21 protein-coding genes and 1 pseudogene are annotated in these 18,507 nt (G+C 58.7%); 13 read left to right on the forward strand and 9 right to left on the reverse strand.

The genetic code is table 11. The features are described from left to right. Window positions 1–94: pseudogene (locus P0O24_RS12605) on the reverse strand (IS200/IS605 family transposase); the annotation flags it as partial. Window positions 95–230: 136 nt separating this feature from the next. Continuing rightward, window positions 231–1,148: a hypothetical protein gene (locus tag P0O24_RS04700; RefSeq protein ID WP_316968581.1), complete on the reverse strand. Its 918-nt coding sequence runs from the start codon at window positions 1,146–1,148 to the stop codon at window positions 231–233. Between the two features lie 428 nt (window positions 1,149–1,576). On the opposite strand from P0O24_RS04700, the gene P0O24_RS04705 reads away from it, so the two are divergent. The 3 genes from P0O24_RS04705 (at window position 1,577) to P0O24_RS04715 (ending at window position 4,313) form a co-directional block, all read left to right on the forward strand. Further along, on the forward strand, window positions 1,577–2,404 hold the full coding sequence (locus P0O24_RS04705; protein WP_316968582.1) for a phosphate ABC transporter substrate-binding protein: 828 nt from the start codon (window positions 1,577–1,579) through the stop codon (window positions 2,402–2,404). 84 nt (window positions 2,405–2,488) lie between these two features. Beyond that, window positions 2,489–3,343 carry a phosphate ABC transporter substrate-binding protein gene (locus P0O24_RS04710; RefSeq protein WP_316968583.1) on the forward strand — a complete coding sequence of 285 codons (855 nt, stop codon included), beginning with the start codon at window positions 2,489–2,491 and terminating at the stop codon, window positions 3,341–3,343. Window positions 3,344–3,452: 109 nt separating this feature from the next. Beyond that, window positions 3,453–4,313: a phosphate ABC transporter substrate-binding protein gene (locus tag P0O24_RS04715; RefSeq protein WP_316968584.1), complete on the forward strand. Its 861-nt coding sequence runs from the start codon at window positions 3,453–3,455 to the stop codon at window positions 4,311–4,313. A 62-nt stretch (window positions 4,314–4,375) separates the two neighbouring features. Here P0O24_RS04715 and P0O24_RS04720 read toward each other — a convergent pair whose 3' ends face one another. The 3 genes from P0O24_RS04720 to P0O24_RS04730 form a co-directional block, all read right to left on the reverse strand. Next, complete coding sequence (locus P0O24_RS04720) at window positions 4,376–4,639, reverse strand: Lrp/AsnC ligand binding domain-containing protein (RefSeq protein WP_316968585.1); 264 nt, start codon at window positions 4,637–4,639, stop codon at window positions 4,376–4,378. Window positions 4,640–4,822: 183 nt separating this feature from the next. Then, a complete protein-coding gene (locus tag P0O24_RS04725; protein ID WP_316968586.1) occupies window positions 4,823–5,926 on the reverse strand; it encodes an alkaline phosphatase in 1,104 nt (367 codons plus the stop codon). A 6-nt stretch (window positions 5,927–5,932) separates the two neighbouring features. After that, on the reverse strand, window positions 5,933–6,151 hold the full coding sequence (locus P0O24_RS04730; protein ID WP_316968587.1) for a hypothetical protein: 219 nt from the start codon (window positions 6,149–6,151) through the stop codon (window positions 5,933–5,935). A gap of 292 nt (window positions 6,152–6,443) precedes the next feature. Between P0O24_RS04730 and pstC (P0O24_RS04735) the strand changes: the two genes are divergently transcribed. The 7 genes from pstC (P0O24_RS04735) to P0O24_RS04765 all read left to right on the forward strand — a co-directional run bounded on the left by pstC (P0O24_RS04735) (window position 6,444) and on the right by P0O24_RS04765 (window position 12,468). Beyond that, window positions 6,444–7,358, forward strand: a complete 915-nt coding sequence (gene pstC, locus P0O24_RS04735; RefSeq protein ID WP_316968588.1) for a phosphate ABC transporter permease subunit PstC — start codon at window positions 6,444–6,446, stop codon at window positions 7,356–7,358. A gap of 135 nt (window positions 7,359–7,493) precedes the next feature. Beyond that, window positions 7,494–8,411 (forward strand): phosphate ABC transporter permease subunit PstC, encoded by a 918-nt coding sequence (pstC, locus tag P0O24_RS04740; RefSeq protein WP_316968589.1) that lies wholly within the window; start codon window positions 7,494–7,496, stop codon window positions 8,409–8,411. A gap of 1 nt (window position 8,412) precedes the next feature. Continuing rightward, a complete protein-coding gene (gene pstA / locus P0O24_RS04745; RefSeq protein WP_316968590.1) occupies window positions 8,413–9,687 on the forward strand; it encodes a phosphate ABC transporter permease PstA in 1,275 nt (424 codons plus the stop codon). 47 nt (window positions 9,688–9,734) lie between these two features. Then, entirely contained in the window at window positions 9,735–11,129 is a 1,395-nt protein-coding gene (locus tag P0O24_RS04750; protein ID WP_316968591.1) for an NAD(P)H-hydrate dehydratase, read from the forward strand. A 19-nt stretch (window positions 11,130–11,148) separates the two neighbouring features. Beyond that, on the forward strand, window positions 11,149–11,619 hold the full coding sequence (gene moaC / locus P0O24_RS04755) for a cyclic pyranopterin monophosphate synthase MoaC (RefSeq protein ID WP_316968592.1): 471 nt from the start codon (window positions 11,149–11,151) through the stop codon (window positions 11,617–11,619). A gap of 275 nt (window positions 11,620–11,894) precedes the next feature. Then, window positions 11,895–12,029, forward strand: a complete 135-nt coding sequence (locus P0O24_RS04760; protein ID WP_316968593.1) for a hypothetical protein — start codon at window positions 11,895–11,897, stop codon at window positions 12,027–12,029. 25 nt (window positions 12,030–12,054) lie between these two features. Then, window positions 12,055–12,468, forward strand: a complete 414-nt coding sequence (locus tag P0O24_RS04765) for a DUF4332 domain-containing protein (RefSeq protein WP_394356696.1) — start codon at window positions 12,055–12,057, stop codon at window positions 12,466–12,468. A gap of 56 nt (window positions 12,469–12,524) precedes the next feature. On the opposite strand, the gene P0O24_RS04770 is transcribed toward P0O24_RS04765, so the two are convergent. Beyond that, window positions 12,525–13,820, reverse strand: a complete 1,296-nt coding sequence (locus tag P0O24_RS04770; protein ID WP_316968595.1) for a tryptophan--tRNA ligase — start codon at window positions 13,818–13,820, stop codon at window positions 12,525–12,527. Window positions 13,821–13,947: 127 nt separating this feature from the next. Between P0O24_RS04770 and P0O24_RS04775 the strand changes: the two genes are divergently transcribed. Together P0O24_RS04775 and P0O24_RS04780 are read left to right on the forward strand one after the other, a co-directional pair. Beyond that, window positions 13,948–14,634, forward strand: coding sequence for a phosphoribosyltransferase (locus tag P0O24_RS04775; protein ID WP_316968596.1), 687 nt, complete (start codon window positions 13,948–13,950; stop codon window positions 14,632–14,634). 60 nt (window positions 14,635–14,694) lie between these two features. After that, the gene (locus tag P0O24_RS04780; protein WP_316968597.1) at window positions 14,695–15,084 is read left to right on the forward strand and encodes an ArsR family transcriptional regulator; all 390 of its coding nucleotides are present in this window, start codon (window positions 14,695–14,697) and stop codon (window positions 15,082–15,084) included. Between the two features lie 9 nt (window positions 15,085–15,093). Here the strand turns inward: P0O24_RS04780 and P0O24_RS04785 are convergent, their stop codons facing one another. From P0O24_RS04785 to P0O24_RS04795, 3 genes are read right to left on the reverse strand one after another with little or no spacing between them, the layout of a single operon-like run. Continuing rightward, window positions 15,094–15,306: a thiamine biosynthesis protein ThiS gene (locus tag P0O24_RS04785; protein WP_316968598.1), complete on the reverse strand. Its 213-nt coding sequence runs from the start codon at window positions 15,304–15,306 to the stop codon at window positions 15,094–15,096. Next, window positions 15,303–15,449: a hypothetical protein gene (locus P0O24_RS04790; RefSeq protein WP_316968599.1), complete on the reverse strand. Its 147-nt coding sequence runs from the start codon at window positions 15,447–15,449 to the stop codon at window positions 15,303–15,305. Before P0O24_RS04790 ends, P0O24_RS04785 begins: the two co-directional genes overlap by 4 nt. 30 nt (window positions 15,450–15,479) lie before the next feature. Beyond that, window positions 15,480–16,391 (reverse strand): class I SAM-dependent methyltransferase, encoded by a 912-nt coding sequence (locus tag P0O24_RS04795; RefSeq protein ID WP_316968600.1) that lies wholly within the window; start codon window positions 16,389–16,391, stop codon window positions 15,480–15,482. 82 nt (window positions 16,392–16,473) lie between these two features. Between P0O24_RS04795 and P0O24_RS04800 the strand changes: the two genes are divergently transcribed. Then, on the forward strand, window positions 16,474–18,492 hold the full coding sequence (locus P0O24_RS04800) for a MutS-related protein (protein ID WP_316968601.1): 2,019 nt from the start codon (window positions 16,474–16,476) through the stop codon (window positions 18,490–18,492). The last annotated feature ends 15 nt before the right edge of the window (window positions 18,493–18,507 follow it).

The following is an 18,507-nucleotide window of genomic DNA, read 5'->3' on the forward strand; positions in this document are numbered from 1 at the left end:
CATAGAGTGCTTTCCTTCGGTACTTGATGACTACCACCAAGTGATAGTGAAGTGAGTACACAGAATGTGCAGATCGGTTGAGCTTGTATTTCATTGGATTTAACAGAATGTGTGTATCCCATTATTCTCTTAAATAGTTATCGGTTAGCAGAAGCAAAGGGAAGGACTCCGCTTTCATCCCCACCCTGAAGGATGGGGACTTCCCGCTTCGTCCTTTCCGATCCTACAAGTTAAAGTGGCTGCTCTTTGGATTTGTCCGACCAGGAGTCTCCCCAGGCGACGTCTCGGCAGGTGCAGTCGAAGATCTCCTTCTCTCCCCAGATCTTGTCGTCATCTTCCATCTCGCCGTAGCCGCCTACGCAGCATGAGAGCCAGTCCTTGGCGTTCTTCTTCGCGCTCTTCTCGGCGCAGACCTTCATGTTCTTCTTTATCGCGAAGGATCCAATGTAGTTTTCGTCGATCTCGACCAGCGGTTTCTTCCAGCCGTAATCTTCGCCGCCAGCTATCAGCTGGCCCACGTGGACTGTGCCCTCGATCACAGTCTCCTCTATCCTCATCTCCGCCATGCCGTGGCCTTTGACACCAGCTTCCTGGGACTCGACGCACTCCAGGTTCACCCTGATGTCCTTATTGAATCCCGAGGCGTACTCGATCTGGTGGTGCATAGAGGTTGCTACCTCGCTCTGGTAGTTCTTGCCTTCTGTCTTCTCCTTCAGCTTGGAGTTAAAGACCACCGGGTTTTCAGCATAGTAGCCTGTACCGTAGGCGAAGCTCCGGGGAGCATAGTTCATCTCGTTCTGCTCCACAAAGTGTATTTCGCCTTTTTTTTGGGGGTCCAATTTGATCCAGGTGTTGGTTTTTTCATCGTAATAGTAGTATTTCCCCTTCGACTGACTGGAGTTGATCAGAGTTGCCGCGTCGATGCTCCCGCTTCCGTGCATATAGTTTTTGAGCTGGAGGGTCTCCGTGTTCACCTTCTGGTAAGCCATGACGAATCCATCGCCCGAGACGTCCTGTTCGAAGTAGTGCTCGTTCTCGACGAAGTATCCGTCCGGGTTATCGGCGGCCAAAGATGGCGCCGAGACCATCAGCATCACCATAAGCCCCGCCCATATCGCCATGAGCGAGCCCCAAATTTTCATCATCATCCCTATATCCCTCATTATCCTTCCCTTCCAAAAATTTCTGCCGTTGATAGCGATGGTTTGTTTCAACGGATCTGATCATTGAGGAGGTAGGGTATAAAATTAATGAAAATAATATAGATAGGTCTATAAACTGACGTTACAGAACTTTCGCGTATTTACATTATATACTTGCATCTCATTCCTTATGGTCAATGCCCTCCTTTTCACTGATATAGCTCTCCATAGACCCAATCATCGATTTGGCAATCTTTCGTGCCAGCGATCTATCTCAAGATGGGGTAGCAGAGGGGGCGCCTCTGCCATTACAAAATCGTGTATATAGAATACATCTTCAAATATAGACTATATATGCAAAAGTCGGAGCAATACGTCTATTTATTTTATTTCGGATAGTTTTATACATAATCCCCGCAGGGTGGGGGGGCTGTATGAGCAAAACTTCAAAGACCGTATTGGCGGGCGTTCTGATGGTGGCATTTTTGGCTGCCGCCCAGAGCGCCACCGCTCTATCGGTATCGGGGTCGACTACCGTCCTGCCCTTCGGCGCGGTCTGCGCTGAGGAGTTCAACGCCGTCCAGAGCGCGATCCACGTATCCGTCACCGGCGGCGGCTCCGGCGTCGGGATCAAGAACGTCGCCGAGGGGAACAGCGACGTCGCCATGGCCTCAAGGCATGTAAAGGACTCTGAGAAGGAGGCCTACCCCGACGAGGAGTTCGTCGAGATCCTGGTGGCCTATGACGCCGTATGTATCGCCGTCAGCCAGGCGGTCTATGACGCCGGTGTCACCGATCTATCCCAGGAGGATGTCCAGGCCATCTACAACGGCGATATCACCAACTGGGCAGACCTCGGCGGCGATGATGCGAGGATCTACGTCCTCGGAAGAGAGGTGGGCTCCGGCACCAGAGACACCTTCAATGAGATGGTGATGGGAAGTGCTGAGGCCGAGACCCCCGGCGTTACAACCAACCACGGCAGCAACGCTGAGATTAAGACGGCGATAACCAGAAGCGACAAGGCCATAGGCTACCTCGGCCTCAACTACGTCCTGGACGGAGACCTGGTGGCGATCGCCTTCGAGGGGGTCAGCCCCTCCGTTGAGACGATAAAGGATGGTTCCTACTCTCTCGCGCGGGACCTGATCATGGTCACCTACGGCGAGGCGACCCCTGAGGCGCGTGCCTTCCTGGAGTTCGTCACCGGTGACGACGGCCAGGTCATCGCAGAGGAGCTTGGGTTCGTATCGATAAACTGAGCCGGAACTGCAGATGATAGCCTGCCCGGGGCCTCACCCTTCTGGCCCCGGGCCCTCCCTCTGTATCAGGGTCGCTCAGTCGCCATGAAATACGCCATCGTCGTCGCCCTCTCCGTCGTTCTCGTGGGCTCGATCTTATTTTTGGACAGCCACCTCTATGGATCATCTGGACCGACCCAGAGGAGCGGCAAGCTCTACATCGTGGGGTCTACTTCGGTTCTGCCCTTGGTCCAAGTCTCTGGTGAGGTGTGGAACTCCCACCAGGACGATATCACCGTTTCCGTGATAGGTAGCGGCACAGGTGTCGGCATCAAGAGCATATCCAGCGGCATCGCCGATATCGCCATGGCTTCGAGGGAGGTGAAGTCCGAGGAGGTGGAGATATACGGCGATAATTTCAAGAAGTTTCCCATCGCCATCGACGCCATCTGCGTCTCCGTCAGCCCGGACGTCTATGAAGGCGGCGTCAGGGAGATCTCAGGTCATCAGCTTTTTGCGATCTACAACGGAGAGATCGATAGCTGGGGTGAGCTGGGGGGTCCTGACGAAACGATCACCGTCGTAGCTAGAGAGGTGGGCTCAGGAACCAGAGATCTCTTCAACGAGGTCGTTATGGGGAGGGTCGATCACGATACCCCCGGAGCCGATTCATATCGTTACAGCGAAGCTGAGGTCTGGGCGACGATCGCCTCGGGCAGAGGCGTCGTAGGGTATCTCAGCCTCAACCGCGCAAGGGATGGAGAGATAAGGGCACTGGCCTATGAGGGAGTCCTTCCGTCTGCGGAGACGGTGAGGGACGGGTCTTATCCCCTGGCGAGGACCCTCTACATGTACACCTGGGGCGAGCTTGACGATGACGAGAGGGCTTTCTTGGAGTTCGTCACCGGAGAGAAGGGCCAGGCCATCGCCGGGGAGATGGGATTTGTGCCGGTAAGGTGAGAGAAGGATTCTGCCCATGAATATGGGGGGGCCCAAAACGGCTTACAGTTGAATTAGAAGACTGAGCTCGGGGAAAGATTGATATTATTTTGAAAGAGGTGTTGAAGGGATGGCGCGGCCTGAATCGGTCATGACCTGGATCGTGGTGGCCATATTTGTCGCTGCCGGAGCAGTCCTCTACATCATCGGCGGCGAGGAGCTGGAGCTCCGCGATTCTTCCAGGGGTGCTGCATCGAACCTCTCGGTGGCCGGGTCCACCACAGTTCAGCCCTTTGCCGAGGCCTGCGCCCAAGAGTTCAACCTCGGGCAGAAGGATGTGGTCGTCAACGTCGCCGGCATCGGGACGGATTCTGGGCTCCGGCGGCTGGCCGCGGGCACCGCCGATATATCCATGACTTCTAGAAAGGTCGGCGACTCTGAGATAGGGTCCCTGGGAGGCCGATTGGCAGAGCATCAGATAGCTCGCGACGCGGTATCTATCGTGGTGAGCTCTTCCATCCGGGAGGCCGGGATCGAGGACTTGAGTCAGGACCAGCTCAGGGCGATCTACACCGGCGAGATCAAAAGCTGGAGGGAACTTGGCGGCCCGGATCGAGAGATCACAGCTGTATCGAGATCACCGGGGTCGGGGACCGGCGAGATCTTCAGCGAGAGGGTGGCCACTCCCGGGGTTTCGGTCTACCGCGACAGCAGCTTCGAGGTCGAGGAGTTTGTGGCCGGAAGTGACAGGGCGATAGGCTATCTGGGCTTGAACCTCGCCCGGGAGGAAGGGCTCGCCACGATCGCCTACGAGGGGGTGTTGCCTTCGGCAAAGACCATCGGGGATGGGTCTTACCCCCTGGCGAGGACCCTCTACATGTACACCTGGGGCGAGCCTGACGATGACGAGAGGGCTTTTTTGGAGTTCGTCACCGGAGAAAGGGGCCAGGCCATCGCCGGGGAGATGGGATTTGTGCCCCTCTCGACATAGCCGAGCCAAATTTTAACCGTTTACTTTTCAAGGCGGCGTTTCTGTGGGTTGGGTGCCCCACCTCAGCAGGCCTCGGTCCCCATGGGCCCAAGCTCCTCGAAGGTCTGGGCGAGGATCGTCCTGGTGGTGACTACCCCGTCCGTCGCCCGAATCGTCTCGACGAGATCGTTGAGCATCAAAAGGCCGCCCACCTGAACCTCCAGTAAGAGGTCGAAATCTCCGAATAGGACGTACATCGTTCTAATTCCACCAAGCCCTTTGAGGATTCGGTGAATTCTCCTCTCATGGCCGGGAACTGTCTTCACCATGATTATCCCGTTGATCATTTTTTTCAACTCCTCTGAAGAGCATTTCGAAGGTCTGACGATGGGTTATCAAATCCCATCGCTGTCCGGATCTTCTGTACAGCCCTAGTCCACAGGGCCCGGCGAAATCTGGATTCTGCATCTTTTCTGGTCAACGCTTTCGATCCCCCAATTTTCGAAAAATAGGCGATCGGCGCGGGGCCGTCAGAGCCCCATCGCCTTCTTCACCAGACCGAAGACCTCGGTGTTGTCGATGAGACCCCGGGAAAACTCGATTGACGTGGGGCCGCTGGCTAAGAGGGGCACGTCCACGGAGGTGTGGCTGGCCTCCTCCAGGATGTTGAGGTCGGCATAGTCATCACTGACCGGGTAGGCTCCAGAGGCGAAGTTAGGGGCCCAGCTCTCGGTGTAGTCGCCGGACACGGCGCTCATGACCAGGCCACCGCACTCGTGGTCAGCGGTGACGACCACCAGGGTCTCAGGGTTCCCGGCGGCGTAGTCGAGGGCCGCCTTGACGGCGTCGTCGAAGGCCAGCGTATCAACCACGGCCCTCTTGTAGTCCCGGGCGTGGCCGGCGTGGTCGATTCTGGCGCCCTCCACCATCAGGAAGAAGCCGTCCTCGTCTTTGGAGAGAACGTCGATGGCCATCTCGGTCATCTCCGCCAGACTCGGCTCAACGGCTGGGTCGCGGTCCAGCTCGTAGGCCATGTGGGAGCTGGTGAAGAGTCCCAGAAGCCTCTCAGTGGCGGCGGGGTCTATGGCCATAAGCTCGCTCTGGTTTCTTACCACGGTCCATCCCAGGGGAACTGCCTCCTCCAGAAGGCTTCTGTTGTCGAAGGAAAATTTGCTGGAACCGCCTCCCATGACGACCTCCATGTCGCTATTTATGCACTGCTCGGCGATATCGTTCTCCCAGTCCCGGTGGGCGATATGGGCGTAGTATGCGGCAGGGGTGGCGTGGGTGACCCTGGAGGTACTGACGACGCCGGTGGCCTTTCCAGCCTCATAAGCCATCTCCAGGATGGTCTTGAGGGGAACGGCGTACAATGTGGCGTTCTCGTATCCGATGATCTCCCCGTGAGCGGTGATGTTGGCGACGCTTATAACGCCGTTGTAGGTCTTATGGCCGGTGGCCAGAGCCGTCCCAGCCGCCGCAGAGTCGGTGATCCAGCTGTTCAGAGAGTGGGTCGACATGTGTCCTGCGTACTCCATATCGTCCATGTACAGACTGGTGTTCTGGTAGTTGTCCAGGGTGGGCTGGTAGTTGGGCTGGTCGCCGCCCGCCTTCTCCCATCTGGCGGCGGTCACCTGATCTTATCCCATACCGTCACCGATCAGGAATATGACGCTCTTTGCTCCGTCTTCGGTTCCTTCTTCCATCCCGGCTCCAAAAACCGAAGTGGGAAACGAAGCTGTCAGGAAGAGTGCGACAAAGACCCAGAGGGCCAATTGCTTTCGAGCCATTGAGTTTCGATCCATTAAGATGCCTCTTTTCTCAGCTCTGGCGGCGTTTTTTCCTGATTTCTTCTTCATCAGGAAATCCGAATCAATGCCACCGAGAAAGGCCAAGAGAGAGAATCTTATGTAAAGATTGCACAAATAAAATAAATAGGAGCGATTATTTCGCTTACAGTCCATTCTCTATATAGATTGGGGCCGACTCCGGGGCCGACTCCGTCAGAAGGCCCTCTTTAGTCTCCTCGATCCTAATCCAGCTTTGCGCCCTCAGCTCTGAGATGAATCTATATAGAATATTTTCTGAAATTATAGCTATATATTAAATATGGACAACTGGTTTATATCATGTGACTACCCAAAAACCCACATGGGATCTCCGAAGAATAGAAAGGGTCTTAACCGTCGGATCCGTGAGCGGGTCATCGAGTCCTCCTTCTTCTTCGCCGCCATCACCTCGATTTTGGTGATGGTATTGATCTTCTACTTCCTGATCCGCGAGAGCCTCGTAGCCTTCGGAGAGGTGGGGGTCATCAACCTCCTCTTCGGGATGAAGTGGCACTCCGCCGGGAACGTCTTCGGCATGACCCCAATAATCGTCGGATCGATCATGGTGACCCTTCTGGCCCTCATCATAAACATATCCGTGGGGCTTCCCCTGGCCATATACCTCTCGGAGCTTGCAGGTCCTCGGTCCCGTTCTATCCTGAAGCCCGCCATCGAGCTCTTGGCCGGAGTCCCCTCGATAGTATACGGCTTTCTGGGGGTTTTGATCCTGGTCGCCTTCCTCGAGCGGAGCTTCGACATGCTGACGGGCAGATCGATCCTGGCCGCATCGATCCTCCTGGGGATCATGTTCATCCCTGCCCTGACGACGATATGCGAGGACGCCCTCAGGGCGGTCCCCAAGGAGTTCAAGGAGGGTTCCCTCGCCCTAGGCGCCACCAAGTGGCAGACGGTCCGGAGGGTGAGCCTTCCCGCCGCCTCCTCCGGGATCATCGCCGCCGTCGTCCTCAACGTCGGGAACATCATCGGCGAGACGATGGCCGCCCTCCTGGTGGTGGGGAACGTCACCAGGCTTCCCTCGCCGATATTCGACATCTTCGACCCCAGCGCCATCTTCACCTCCGTCATCGCCGGGGAGATGGGGGAGGTTCCCCACGGATCCATCCACTACCACTCCCTCTTCGCCGTCGGCTTCGTCCTCCTTTTGATCGTCACCGTCCTGAACATATCGGCGGACTTCGTCAGGGCCGCCATCAAGAGGAAGTTCGGGGAGTACTGACCCCCCACCGCCCTGCCACCGTCTTCATACTCTGACCTTCCTCGCGGGCTATATGCTAGATATATAGGGGTACCCTCCCTATATAGAGAATATAGATAAGTGCTTTAAGCGATGAACGTCCGCAAAGATGATGATATGGATCCACCAGATAAACGCGCCGTCCGCCGGTCTCGGAGATACGGTGACGACTTTGTAGAGGCGTTTCTCTTCTTCGCCGCCATCACATCCATCCTGGTGATCGTCCTTATCTTCTACTTCCTCACCTACGAGAGCTTCCTAGCCTTCAGAGAGGTGGGGTTCTTCGAGGTCCTCCTGGGGCAGAAGTGGCACCCTCCAGGAGATGTCTTCGGGATGATGCCGATAATAGTCGGCTCGGTTCTCATCACCTTCATCGCCCTATTCATAAATATCCTCGTGGGGATACCCCTGGCGATATACCTATCGGAGCTGGCGGGACCCTGGTCCCGGGAGTTTCTGAAGCCCGCCATCGAGCTGTTGGCGGGGGTCCCTTCCATCGTCTACGGTTTTCTCGGGGTTCTGGTTCTCGTCGTATACCTCGAGAAGAGCTTCAACATGTTGACGGGAAGATCGATTCTGGCGGGGGCGATCCTCCTGGGGATCATGTTCATACCCGCCCTGACGACGATATGCGAGGACGCCCTCCGAGCGGTCCCCAAGGAGTTCAAGGAGGGGTCTCTCGCCCTCGGTGCCACCCACTGGCAGACCGTCCGATGGGTGACCCTTCCGGCCGCATCCTCGGGGATCATCGCCGCCGTTATCCTCAACGTCGGCCGGATCATCGGCGAGACGATGGCCGCCCTCCTGGTGGTGGGGAACGTTGCCCGGATGCCGTCCCCCCTCTTCGACGCCTTCGACCGGGGCGCCATATTCACATCGGTCATCGCCGGGGAGATGGGGGAGGTGGCCCATGGATCGATTCATTACCACTCTCTCTTCGCCGTGGGTTTCGTCCTCCTGGTGATCGTCACCGTCCTCAACATATCGGCGGACTTCGTCAGGGCTGCGATCCAGAAGAAGTTCGGAGGATACTGAGATGAAGAAGATAAAGCCGGCACCTCTGGCATCCATCGCCATCGCCCTCTTTATCCTCGTCTCCTCGATATACCACCTTCTTTTCCAGCCGGAGGAGATCGCCCTCGTCCCCTTCTGGGTTGCAGGACTCCTGGTCTGCGTCCTTCTCATATCCGCCTCCGCCCTCTCCCTCAACCGGGGGGGAGAAGATCGGAGCCGGGTCATATGGACGAGGGGGAGGTTTTCGGCTCTGTCCGCAGATCTCGCCTACCTTTCCGCCGTAGCTCTCCTCGTCGTTTATGGCCGGATCGGCCCCGACCTCAAGTTCGAATTTTTGGGGCTCAGTGCTGTCTTCACCTTCGGTCTCGTCCTCCCCCTACTGTTGGTCGTTGGAAGCTTCCTCGCGATAAAGGACTCCATCAACCTCCTCTACGGTTACACTGCCAGGGGCAGGGAGGTTCTCGTATTCTCGATGGTCCGGCTATCCGCGGTCTTCACCATCATCCTCCTCGGCGGGATCATCTCCGTGATCCTCTACCGGGGGATCGGGGCCATAAGCTGGGAGTTTCTCACCTCGCCCCACTTACGCCTCGGCCAGCAGGGTGGGATCGCCACTTGTATCGAGGGGACGTTCTGGTTGGTGATGGGGGCGATGCTCATCTCGGCCCCCCTGGGGATCGGCGCCGCCATCTACCTCAACGAGTACTCCAAAAATTCGGGGCTTAAGCGGATCGTCACCATAGCCGTCGGGTGTCTCAACGGCGTCCCTTCGGTAGTCTACGGCCTCTTCGGCCTTGCCTTCCTGGTATCGACCGTCGGGATATCCCTCCTCGCGGGGTCGATAATCCTGGGACTGATGAACCTGCCCACCATAATCCTTACCAGCCAGGAGGCGCTCAAGAGCGTACCAAACTCCCTCAGGGAGGGGAGCGTCGCCCTCGGGGCCAGCAGGTGGCAGACGGTGAAGAAGGTGGTGATCCCCTCGGCCCTCCCCGGGGTCTTGACGGGGCTGATCATCGGGGTTGCCAGGGCCGCAGGAGAGACCGCCCCCATCATGTGGACTGCCGTCACCTTCTCTGCCACCCCCGTCCATATGTTCTACGGGTTCGTCCCCGACGTCACCCAGCCCGTCAACAACCTCTGCTACCATCTATTGAACCTGATATACTTCCTGGGGGCCTGGGACGTCGAGCAGAACGCCTGGGGAACTGCCTTAGTCCTCCTCGCCCTGGTCCTCTCCATCAACATGGTGGCGATCCTGGTGAGAAACCACTATCGAAAGAAGATCGCGTGGTGAGGGTGCGCCCCACAACTTTTATCATTTCAGCGATATTAGGGACCTTCATGAGACCGATCTCTCCCGACGAGATGAGAGCCGTCGATGCAAACTGCGCCTATTTCGGCTTGGCACCGCTCCAGTTGATGGAGAACGCAGGAGCCGCCCTCGCTAAAGAGGTCAGAAAGAGGGCCCAGGGGAGGAAGATCGCCGTCGTCGCCGGACGGGGGAACAACGGCGGAGACGGCCTGGTTGCGGCCCGTCACCTGGCGGAGTTTGATGTGGCGGTCTTCCTCATCGGAAGGTCGAGAGAGATCGCCACCGAAGAGGCGAGGTGGAACTGGGAGATCCTGGCGCGCCTCGGCTTCGACCTCCGGGAGGTCCGGGATTCGACCGATCTGGAGGCGCTGTCCAACTACGATCTGATCTTGGACGCCGTCTTCGGTACCGGCGTCAAAGGAGCGGTCCGGGGGCTCGAGGCGGATGCGATCGACGCCATAAACGCCTCCAATAAACCCGTAGTCTCGGTGGACGTCCCCAGCGGCATCGGCACAGATAGATCCGTCGATCCGGCGGTGACAGTAACCTTCCACAGGCTGAAGGAGGGGATCCCCGGTGAGGTGGTGGTGGCGGGGATCGGGATACCGCACCAGGCGGAGTTTTTTGCCGGCCCCGGAGACTTGGGTCTGGTGGTCGGCCGGGCCGCCGAGAGCCACAAGGGGCAGAACGGCAGGGTTCTGGTGATAGGGGGCGGCCCTTACACCGGGGCTCCCGCCCTATCGGCGATGGCTGCCTTTCGGGCCGGTGCGGACCTGGTCACCGTCGCCGCCCCCGAGAACGTATCCGGCGCCATCGCAGGATACTCGCCGAACCTGATCGTCCGGCCCCTCTCCGACGACCACCTCTCCCCCGATGACCTGGATCTCATCCGAGGGCTTCTCCCCCACCACGACGTCGTCGTCGTCGGCATGGGCCTCGGCCGCCACCCGGCGACGAGGGAGGCCCTCGCGAAGATCATCCCGGAGTGCGAGAGGGTCGTCTTGGACGCCGACGCCCTCCTCCCGGGAATCCCCCTCAAGGGGATCATCACCCCCCATGAGAGCGAATTTCGGCGTGTCAGCTCCATCAAGCTCCCTCCGGGTCGGGTCCAGAGGGAGACCCTGATGACCTTCGCCAGGGACATGAAGATCACCGTCCTCCTGAAGGGCGAGGTGGACCTGATCACCGACGGCGACGTCATCAGGGGGAACGCCACCGGAAACCCCGGTATGACCGTCGGAGGGACCGGGGACGTCCTGGCCGGGATCACGGGGGCCTTCTACTCTCGGGCCTCGCCCTTGCGGGCCGCCGTCGCCGCCGCCTTCGTCAACGGGACCGCCGGGGACCTGGCCTGTCAGGAGAAGGGATACTCTCTCCTGGCCACCGACGTCATCGAGAATATACCCGCTGCCATGAACTTTTGATCCGTAAGGACGGGATCGTATGACATCGGCAGGGGACCTTAAAGGATATCGTGGCGGTATGGTGGAGATCACCAAGAAGCCGGCGGTGGGCCGAAGGGCTGTGGCCACCGGCACCATCCGCCTGAGGGAGGAGACGGTGGAGGCGATCAGGAGGGGCGAGGTGAAGAAGGGTGACGTCCTCACCGTGGCGAGGGTGGCGGCGATCCAGGCTGTGAAGGAGACGCCGCGGACGATCCCCATGTGTCACCCCATCCCCATCACCGGCGTCGAGGTCGACTTCCAGATGGAGCCGGATCGGATCAGTGCGACGGTCTCCGTCGCCTCCGTCGGCAGGACCGGGGTCGAGATGGAGGCGCTGGTAGGGGTCTCGGCGGCGCTCCTTAACGTCTGGGACATGGTCAAATACCGTGAGAAGGACGGGACCGGAAACTACCCCACGACCTGTATCGAAGAGATCCGGGTGGTGGAGAAGAGGAAGGGGGAGGGTTGAGACCGAAGGCTGGGGGGCCATTTTGTCTTGGATCGTCCTCCTCTTCGAACCGTCATCCTGATGGTGAGGGTCGGCGTAGCAATGATGGGTGTTCCGGCCGTCGATCTTCTTAATATAGATTAGGCGAAATAGATAATTATTTATAGATCTCCCGACAAAACTTGACTCTGAAAAACCCTTGAAGTTCACTTTCCCTTCAGAACGATCAATCTATCGTTTGATGGGCGGAATGACAGGACGAGATCGAGATGGAGAACTAGAAAAGGAGGATCTTTATGGTGAGAGTCGAACTGCTTAAGGATGTAGAAGGACTTGGGAAGAAGGGTGATCGTATATCAGATGTACCACCCGCACAGGCAGAAGAGCTGATAAAAGCAGGCAAAGCCAAAGATCTCGGATTTAAGAAGTAGAGCTCAAAGCCACAAGGAATATCTGGTGGTTTTATTGACCAACATATTGAATATCCGCGGTATTGATCCGAAGTATGCCGAGTCCCTCGCCAATGCAGGGATCAACACCGTCGAGAAGCTCCTCGAATCTGGCTCAAGCAAGAACGGTCGGACTGGGATCTCTCAAAACACTGGGATCGCGGAGAATCTCATATTGGGGTGGGTGAACCGGGCGGACCTCTTCAGGGTCAAGGGTGTAGGGGAGAAGTACTCGGATCTCTTGGAGGTGGCTGGAGTTGACACCGTGGTGGAGCTCTCCAAGAGGGTCCCTGAGAACCTCCATGCAAAGATGGTGGAGGTGAACGAGGCCAACAAGCTCGTAACGAGGAATCCAACCCTCGCCGAGGTGAAGTCTTGGATAGAGCATGCTAAGGAGCTCCCCAGGATGGTCCAGTATTAAGAAGATCTTTTCATTCGTTTTCAATATAGAATTTTATTTTTCAATTCACAATTTCCTCACAGCCCGTACTCAGAGAGCCTCTCCCGGGCCGCTTCCCTCTCCCGCTGGTGCTCGACGAGGAAGTCCCGGATCCTCTCCGCAGCCTCCTTCTTGCAGGTCCCGCAGGTCCTCGCGCCGCTCTTGCATTCGTCATAGACCTCTCCAAGCTCGCCATCGTCCTCGGAGAGGTGGAAGATGAGAAGCTCGTAGACGGTGCACTTCTCCGGCTCGCCCCCCAGCTTCTTCTGCTCGGCGAGGGACTGCCTCCCGCCGGTGACCGCCCTCATCACCTTCTTTGCCGCCTCCTCGGGGTCCTCGGTGAGGGCGATGTGGCTCTCGGGGCGCGAGGAGGACATCTTGCCGCCGGTGAGGCCGGTCATGAACCGATGGTAGAGGGACGCAGGCGGGACGAAGCCGTAGCCTCCCGCCTCCACCTCCAGCTCCCTTGCGATCTCCTCCACCTCCCCTGCGTCCTTTGCGTCGAAGACGTCGACGTGCTCCTCGTATTTCTTCACCTTCCGGTACCCCATCTCCTTCAGGCGGGCTTCTGCCGCTGCGATCAGTTCTGGGCCCGCTGCCTTCCCCCGGAGGCTGACGTACCCCTCCCTCTCCTCCACCAGGAACTTTCTCATCCTCCCGGCGAGGTCCCGGGTGAGCCTTATGTGGGCGTCCTGGTCGGAGCCGACGGGGATCACCACCGGCTTCGGCCCCCCGTTCTCGGCGAGCTGGGGGTGGAGGATGTCGGCGCTCTGGACCATAACGGAGACCATGTGGGCGACGTTCGTCTCCCCGGAGAAGCCGTAGATGGCGGCGAGCTCCGAGAACCGGGCGGCAGAGGCGAGTTCGAAGGCGAGGTCCCGGACGGCTCCCCTCTTCGACTGGAAGTATATGGTGGCCGACGGCTCAAGGCCCAGGGCTATGATGCTCAGGACGTACTCTTCGATCCCCATCTCGCGGCATCTCTCCCAGCTGATTCCCCGGACGGAGTGGGCCTCCATGTCGGCGATGGCGACGAAGGCGTCCCCCCCTTGCTTCTGGTGCCAGATGATCTCCTCCATCACCATCTTGCCGCCGAGGTGGACCCTCCCGCTGGGCATGAAGCCGCTCATCACCGCGAAGGGGCGCTTCTCATTCATTGCTTCGACGACCCTCTGGTAGTCGCGGTGGCCAAATATTATATGTCTTTTCATATATAGATGGGGATCGTCGATCTGGGGCAGAACCTCCTCGAAGCTCGATATCCCGAACTCCTCGAAGAGCTTCGAGTAGTCGTCTATCGAGACCGCGCCCCAGGGGTCCAGCTTCGTTGCCATAAGTCCAGGCGATGCAGAATATGGTATATTTACCTTCTCGTCATCCCCTTCGATCCCAACGGGTCGGAGGATGAGAACCGGCGAGGCTGCTTAAATTATTTAAATTCGAACGTCGATACATATCTCGATGAACCCCGAATCATTCCCCTGCGACCTTGTGGCCTGGGACGAGTTTTACGATCTTGCCAAGTCCCTATCCCGGAGGATCAAGGCCTCGGGATGGAGGCCGGACCTGGTGGTGGCCATCGGCCGGGGCGGCTACGTCCCCGGCCGGGTCGTCTGCGACTTCCTCGTCCACAATCAGCTCACCAGCATGAAGGTCGAGCACTGGGGGATGGCAGCCCGAAAAAAGGATCATGCTGTGGTACGTTTCCCCCTGGCTGCGGACGCATCCGGCAAGAGGGTTCTGATCGTCGACGACGTCACCGACACCGGAGAAACTCTCGCCACAGCCGTCGGCTACCTCGAGGGGCTGGGGCCGATGGAAGTGAGGACCGCAGTTCTGCAGCACAAGACCAGCTCGGCATTTGAGCCCGACTACTACGCCGAGGAGATCTCCGAGTGGAGGTGGATCATTTACCCCTGGGCGGTCCACGAAGACCTGGTGGGCTTCACCGAAAGGGTCCTCAACAGCTCGATCCTCCCTCTATCGGCAGATCAGATTAGATCAGATTTAAAGAGGAGGTTCTCCATCGACCTCGCCGGAGAGGAGATGGCCGATATCCTGGAGGAGGGGATGGCCCTGGGGATAGTCGTCGGTTCCCATGGGGTATATCGAGCCGCAAGATCTCGAATCGATAATCTTTCTGGATAAACAAAAATAAGCTATTTATATGAGAATGATTTTGTAACCAGAAAAATAGATGTGGTTATTATGAGACAATTTTCGGTCAAAGTTTTGGACGACGCCGACCGGGAGTTCGTAGAGGTTCTGCGGGATCTCGGAATCCCCCGAAACGTCGCCAGCATGATCACTTACCTCGCCAACGTCCAGGAGGCAACCTCCCGAGAGATTGAGATCGGATCGAACCTCCGGCAGCCGGAGGTGAGCATCGCCATGAGAACCCTCCGGAACAACGGCTGGGTCGAGGAGCGGGAGATAAAGAAGGACGGCAAAGGAAGGCCGATGAAGGTATATCGTCTGACCATAACCCTGGAGGAGATAATAACCCATTTTGAAGAAGAGAAGAGGAGAGAGTCTGCGAGGGTGATGGAAAATATCGGCCGACTGAAGGATCTGAGCGGAAAGCTGAGCAACAGCTGACGAGGTCCTTCAACCTGAGGAGACTATCCGGACGATCTCCAGGTCGCCAGCCTCAACCACCTCGTCGTTGGAAACGGGGTGGCCTTCGAAGAGCGCCACCACCGTCTCGGGGTTTACCTTCAACAGCTCGAAGAGGCCGTCGTAGGTCAGCCCCTTCTCCAGTTCGAACCGTCTTTCGGAGACGCGCCCCTCGGCCAGGATTCTCACCGAGTGGGAGGTCACTTTTCCTCTTCACCGCCTGTGCCCACGAGATCATCGAGGTTCTCTTCTATCAGCTTCTTCTCCAGGTTCTCTGTCTTCTTGTCGCCCTTCCTCTCAACGTCTCTTTTCTTGAATTTAGGCACAAGCATCACCTCTATCGCCATCTCTTGATCTGGGACGGTATTAACCTTTCGTCAACGGCGCCTCCGCCCGACCCAGGCCCACTGATCGTATATCCCGAGGTCGTCGGGGTTTGCCACCACCTCGCCGCACCATCCGGCGCAGTTCATGGCTTCTGCCACCATCTTTGCCTCCCTCTCGGTGTAGGTGGTGTAGATGACGAGATCCTTCGCCAGCTCCGCCGAGGAGGTGAGGATATCCTTCCAGAGGGGCCAGTTGACGGCGTCTATGAGCCCCACCATGAACCCCACCACAGCGTCGAATTTCCGGGGGGAGATGAACCGGCTCAAGAGGCGGGCGTCCAGGACCATCGCCCTTGTCGGGTCCAGGTGCCCAGACTTCAAACCCAAGCAGATCTCGCAGCTGTCCAGGTCCACGGTCCAGGGGCGAAACCCCAGGGACTTCAGGGTCTGGGTGGCCATCCCGCTCCCGCAGCAAATCTCCAGGACCTCGCCTCCTCTGGGAAGATGCGGTCTCAGGAACCTTTCCAGGCTCGCCTCCCTCTCGGGGACGAAGAGGGGGGGGCTTCTGACGGGGCAGCTCTCGCAGAATAGCTCCTCTTTGAGGGCGAAAGACAGCCACTCCACCAGCGCTTCCAAGAACTTCTCCTCCTGGGCCCTGACGACCTTGGAGGCTGAGCCTTTGGGAAGGGCGCCGAAGAGCTCGATCTCACCATAGCGGTCCGTTAAGAGGAGCCAGAGATCTGTCGGCTCTCTGATCTTCAGGGCGACTCCCAGGAGGGCACCGTCGTCCCCCCCCTCATCGCGTCCATCCCCCACCTCCCTTATCTCTATCGACTCCCTCAGACCCTCCCCCGACTCCAGGACCTCCATCGTCACCGGGAGGGCGATCAGGTCGGCGAGGCACTCTTCGGCCAAGAAGACCTCTTCTCGGGGGTCGATATTCAATATCTGATGGATCAGCACGATAGATAGGTTCCGAGGGGGGAGATAATAAGGTTTCTTTCGGGGAAACGGCTATATCGTCTCCCATCGACTCTGGTAAGGTTTGAGGCTGATAGACGTTCCAGGGGTGGGCGCCAAGCTGAATGAGAGGCTCGCGGCCCACTACGGAGATGAGGATTCTGCTCTTGAGGCTCTGCTGAGAGGGGATGTGGCGGGGCTTCAGGGGATGAGGGGGATGAGCCAACGCCAGGCGGTCGCCCTAGTCCAGAGGGCGAGAGGGGCGGTCTACTCAGTCAAACCCACAGACTTTCTCGTCACCGAGGAGGCGGTCCGGATCTATGACTCCCTGATGGAGCTTTTGACGAGCCAGGCCCATACCGACCGGGCTCGAGAGAAGCTGGCAACTTATTTCCCCTCGTCATCCCGAAATATGGTGGATGAGAACAGAAGGTTTGCAGAATCTGCCATCACCTCGGCTTCGCTCCTGGCGGGCTGCGACCTATCCGTCCACCTCTCCAGGATCAAGCCCCTTCGAAAAGAGGCGGCTGCGAGGGTGAGGAACCGGGCGGTCGCCGTCGACTCTCCCTCCGCCATCAGGGCTTTGAAGGAGCGTGGGGTCGATAGAGCCATCGACGTCCACCTCGTCGAGAGCCTGAGGGAGCTGAGGGACCTGGCCCAGGGGTACGATCGCGTCACCCTCCTGGGCGGTTCCATCGACAGTTTCGCCCTCCCCGAGATCGAGGAGGCGGAGAGCGACGAGGACTGGTACCTCGTCCCTGAACGGGTCCTCCGCCGATACCAGGAGAACGGCCCCATCCTGGAGGCGATGGTGGAGGCGGCCGAGGTGCTGGCGGAATCCAAAGTCGCCTCCTTCGAAGGCCTCGACGACCTCTCAGAGCGGCTCGCGAGGCTGAAGGTCGACGAAGACCCCGAGCTCCTCCGCCTCGACAGGATCATCGCCGAGGCGGAGGGGAGGGTGGCGGAGGCGGTGGGGTGGGGGAACGCCGAATTGAAGAAGAGGATGGAGCGCTTCTCCCTCACCCTCGCCGGGGACGACCTCCTCTCCGCCCTGGGGCGGGGAGGAGACCTGCGGGACGTCTTCAAGTCGAGGATGGGGGAGACCTTCAACGAGGTCCTGAAGGAGGCGAGGGATATGGCCTCCACCGATCTGGAGATGAAGGGGGCTGAGAGGGCGAGCCTCGAGGAGATCATCCCGCAGGAGGTGAGGTATCCCCTGGAAGAGGATCGGGAGGCTCTCATCCGTTTCGTCCAGGAGGTGCGCAAGAGGGCGGAGGCGAAGAGGCTGAACTCCCTCAGGGATCTGGCGAGGGAGCTCGCCGGAAGGTGGAGCTTCGTCGAGGCTCTCCACGAGGAGCTGCTGGAGTTCGACGTCGGATACTCCCTAGGCACCTTCGCCCTGGAGAGGGGGCTTCTCATGCCGACGTTCGCGGAGGAGGGGTGCGTCGGATTTATTGAAGGGAGGAACCTCTTCCTCCAGGATCCCGAGCCGGTCAGCTACTCCGTCGGTCCGACGGGGCTCGTCGAGGCGGAGGAGAGGACGGCGATCCTCAGCGGCGTCAACTCCGGCGGCAAGACGACGCTCCTGGAGCTGGTGGCCCAGGTGGTGATCCTGGCACATATGGGCTTTCCGGTGCCTGCGGCCGCATGTCGCATCACCATCTTCGATAGCCTCTACTACTTCGGAAAGAGCCGGGGAACCCTGGGGGCGGGGGCCTTCGAGGCGACGATGAGGAAGTTCTCAGTCCTCGCCGGCGGGGGGAGGAAGATAGTCCTGGCGGACGAGCTGGAGGCGATAACCGAGCCCGGAGCCTCCGCCAAGATCATAGCCTCCCTCTTAGACGAGCTGTCGAGGGGCGGGTCGGTGGCCATCTTCGTCAGCCACCTCGCCGAAGACGTGGCGAGGTTCTCCGAAGAGGATCTGAGGATCGACGGGATCGATGCCCTGGGGCTCGACGAAGACGGCGAGCTGATCGTCGACAGAACCCCCGTTTATTATCGGCTGGCCAAGAGCACCCCGGAGCTGATAATCGAGAGGCTCGCCCGGACCTCTGAAGGAGAGGAGAGGGAGTTTTACTCGAGGCTCCTCTCCAAGTTCCGGTGAATTTTTATACCGGCA

This window comes from Candidatus Methanocrinis alkalitolerans (genome assembly GCF_029167205.1).
In the GTDB taxonomy this organism is placed as follows: Archaea; Halobacteriota; Methanosarcinia; order Methanotrichales; family Methanotrichaceae; genus Methanocrinis; species Methanocrinis alkalitolerans.

Bases quoted from the DNA above. Each gene is read 5' to 3' on its own strand.
- P0O24_RS04730 (WP_316968587.1), bottom strand. From the start codon at position 6,151: ATGAAGAAGAAATCAGGAAAAAACGCCGCCAGAGCTGAGAAAAGAGGC.
- P0O24_RS04760 (WP_316968593.1), top strand. From the start codon at position 11,895: ATGGTGAGAGTCGAACTGCTTAAGGATGTAGAAGGACTTGGGAAGAAG.
- P0O24_RS04770 (WP_316968595.1), bottom strand. From the start codon at position 13,820: ATGGCAACGAAGCTGGACCCCTGGGGCGCGGTCTCGATAGACGACTAC.
- pstC (WP_316968589.1), top strand. From the start codon at position 7,494: ATGGATCCACCAGATAAACGCGCCGTCCGCCGGTCTCGGAGATACGGT.
- P0O24_RS04715 (WP_316968584.1), top strand. From the start codon at position 3,453: ATGGCGCGGCCTGAATCGGTCATGACCTGGATCGTGGTGGCCATATTT.
- pstA (WP_316968590.1), top strand. From the start codon at position 8,413: ATGAAGAAGATAAAGCCGGCACCTCTGGCATCCATCGCCATCGCCCTC.
- P0O24_RS04775 (WP_316968596.1), top strand. From the start codon at position 13,948: ATGAACCCCGAATCATTCCCCTGCGACCTTGTGGCCTGGGACGAGTTT.
- P0O24_RS04710 (WP_316968583.1), top strand. From the start codon at position 2,489: ATGAAATACGCCATCGTCGTCGCCCTCTCCGTCGTTCTCGTGGGCTCG.
- P0O24_RS04705 (WP_316968582.1), top strand. From the start codon at position 1,577: ATGAGCAAAACTTCAAAGACCGTATTGGCGGGCGTTCTGATGGTGGCA.
- P0O24_RS04720 (WP_316968585.1), bottom strand. From the start codon at position 4,639: ATGATCAACGGGATAATCATGGTGAAGACAGTTCCCGGCCATGAGAGG.
- P0O24_RS04750 (WP_316968591.1), top strand. From the start codon at position 9,735: ATGAGACCGATCTCTCCCGACGAGATGAGAGCCGTCGATGCAAACTGC.
- P0O24_RS04780 (WP_316968597.1), top strand. From the start codon at position 14,695: ATGAGACAATTTTCGGTCAAAGTTTTGGACGACGCCGACCGGGAGTTC.
- P0O24_RS04700 (WP_316968581.1), bottom strand. From the start codon at position 1,148: ATGATGATGAAAATTTGGGGCTCGCTCATGGCGATATGGGCGGGGCTT.
- moaC (WP_316968592.1), top strand. From the start codon at position 11,149: ATGACATCGGCAGGGGACCTTAAAGGATATCGTGGCGGTATGGTGGAG.
- pstC (WP_316968588.1), top strand. From the start codon at position 6,444: ATGGGATCTCCGAAGAATAGAAAGGGTCTTAACCGTCGGATCCGTGAG.
- P0O24_RS04790 (WP_316968599.1), bottom strand. From the start codon at position 15,449: ATGGCGATAGAGGTGATGCTTGTGCCTAAATTCAAGAAAAGAGACGTT.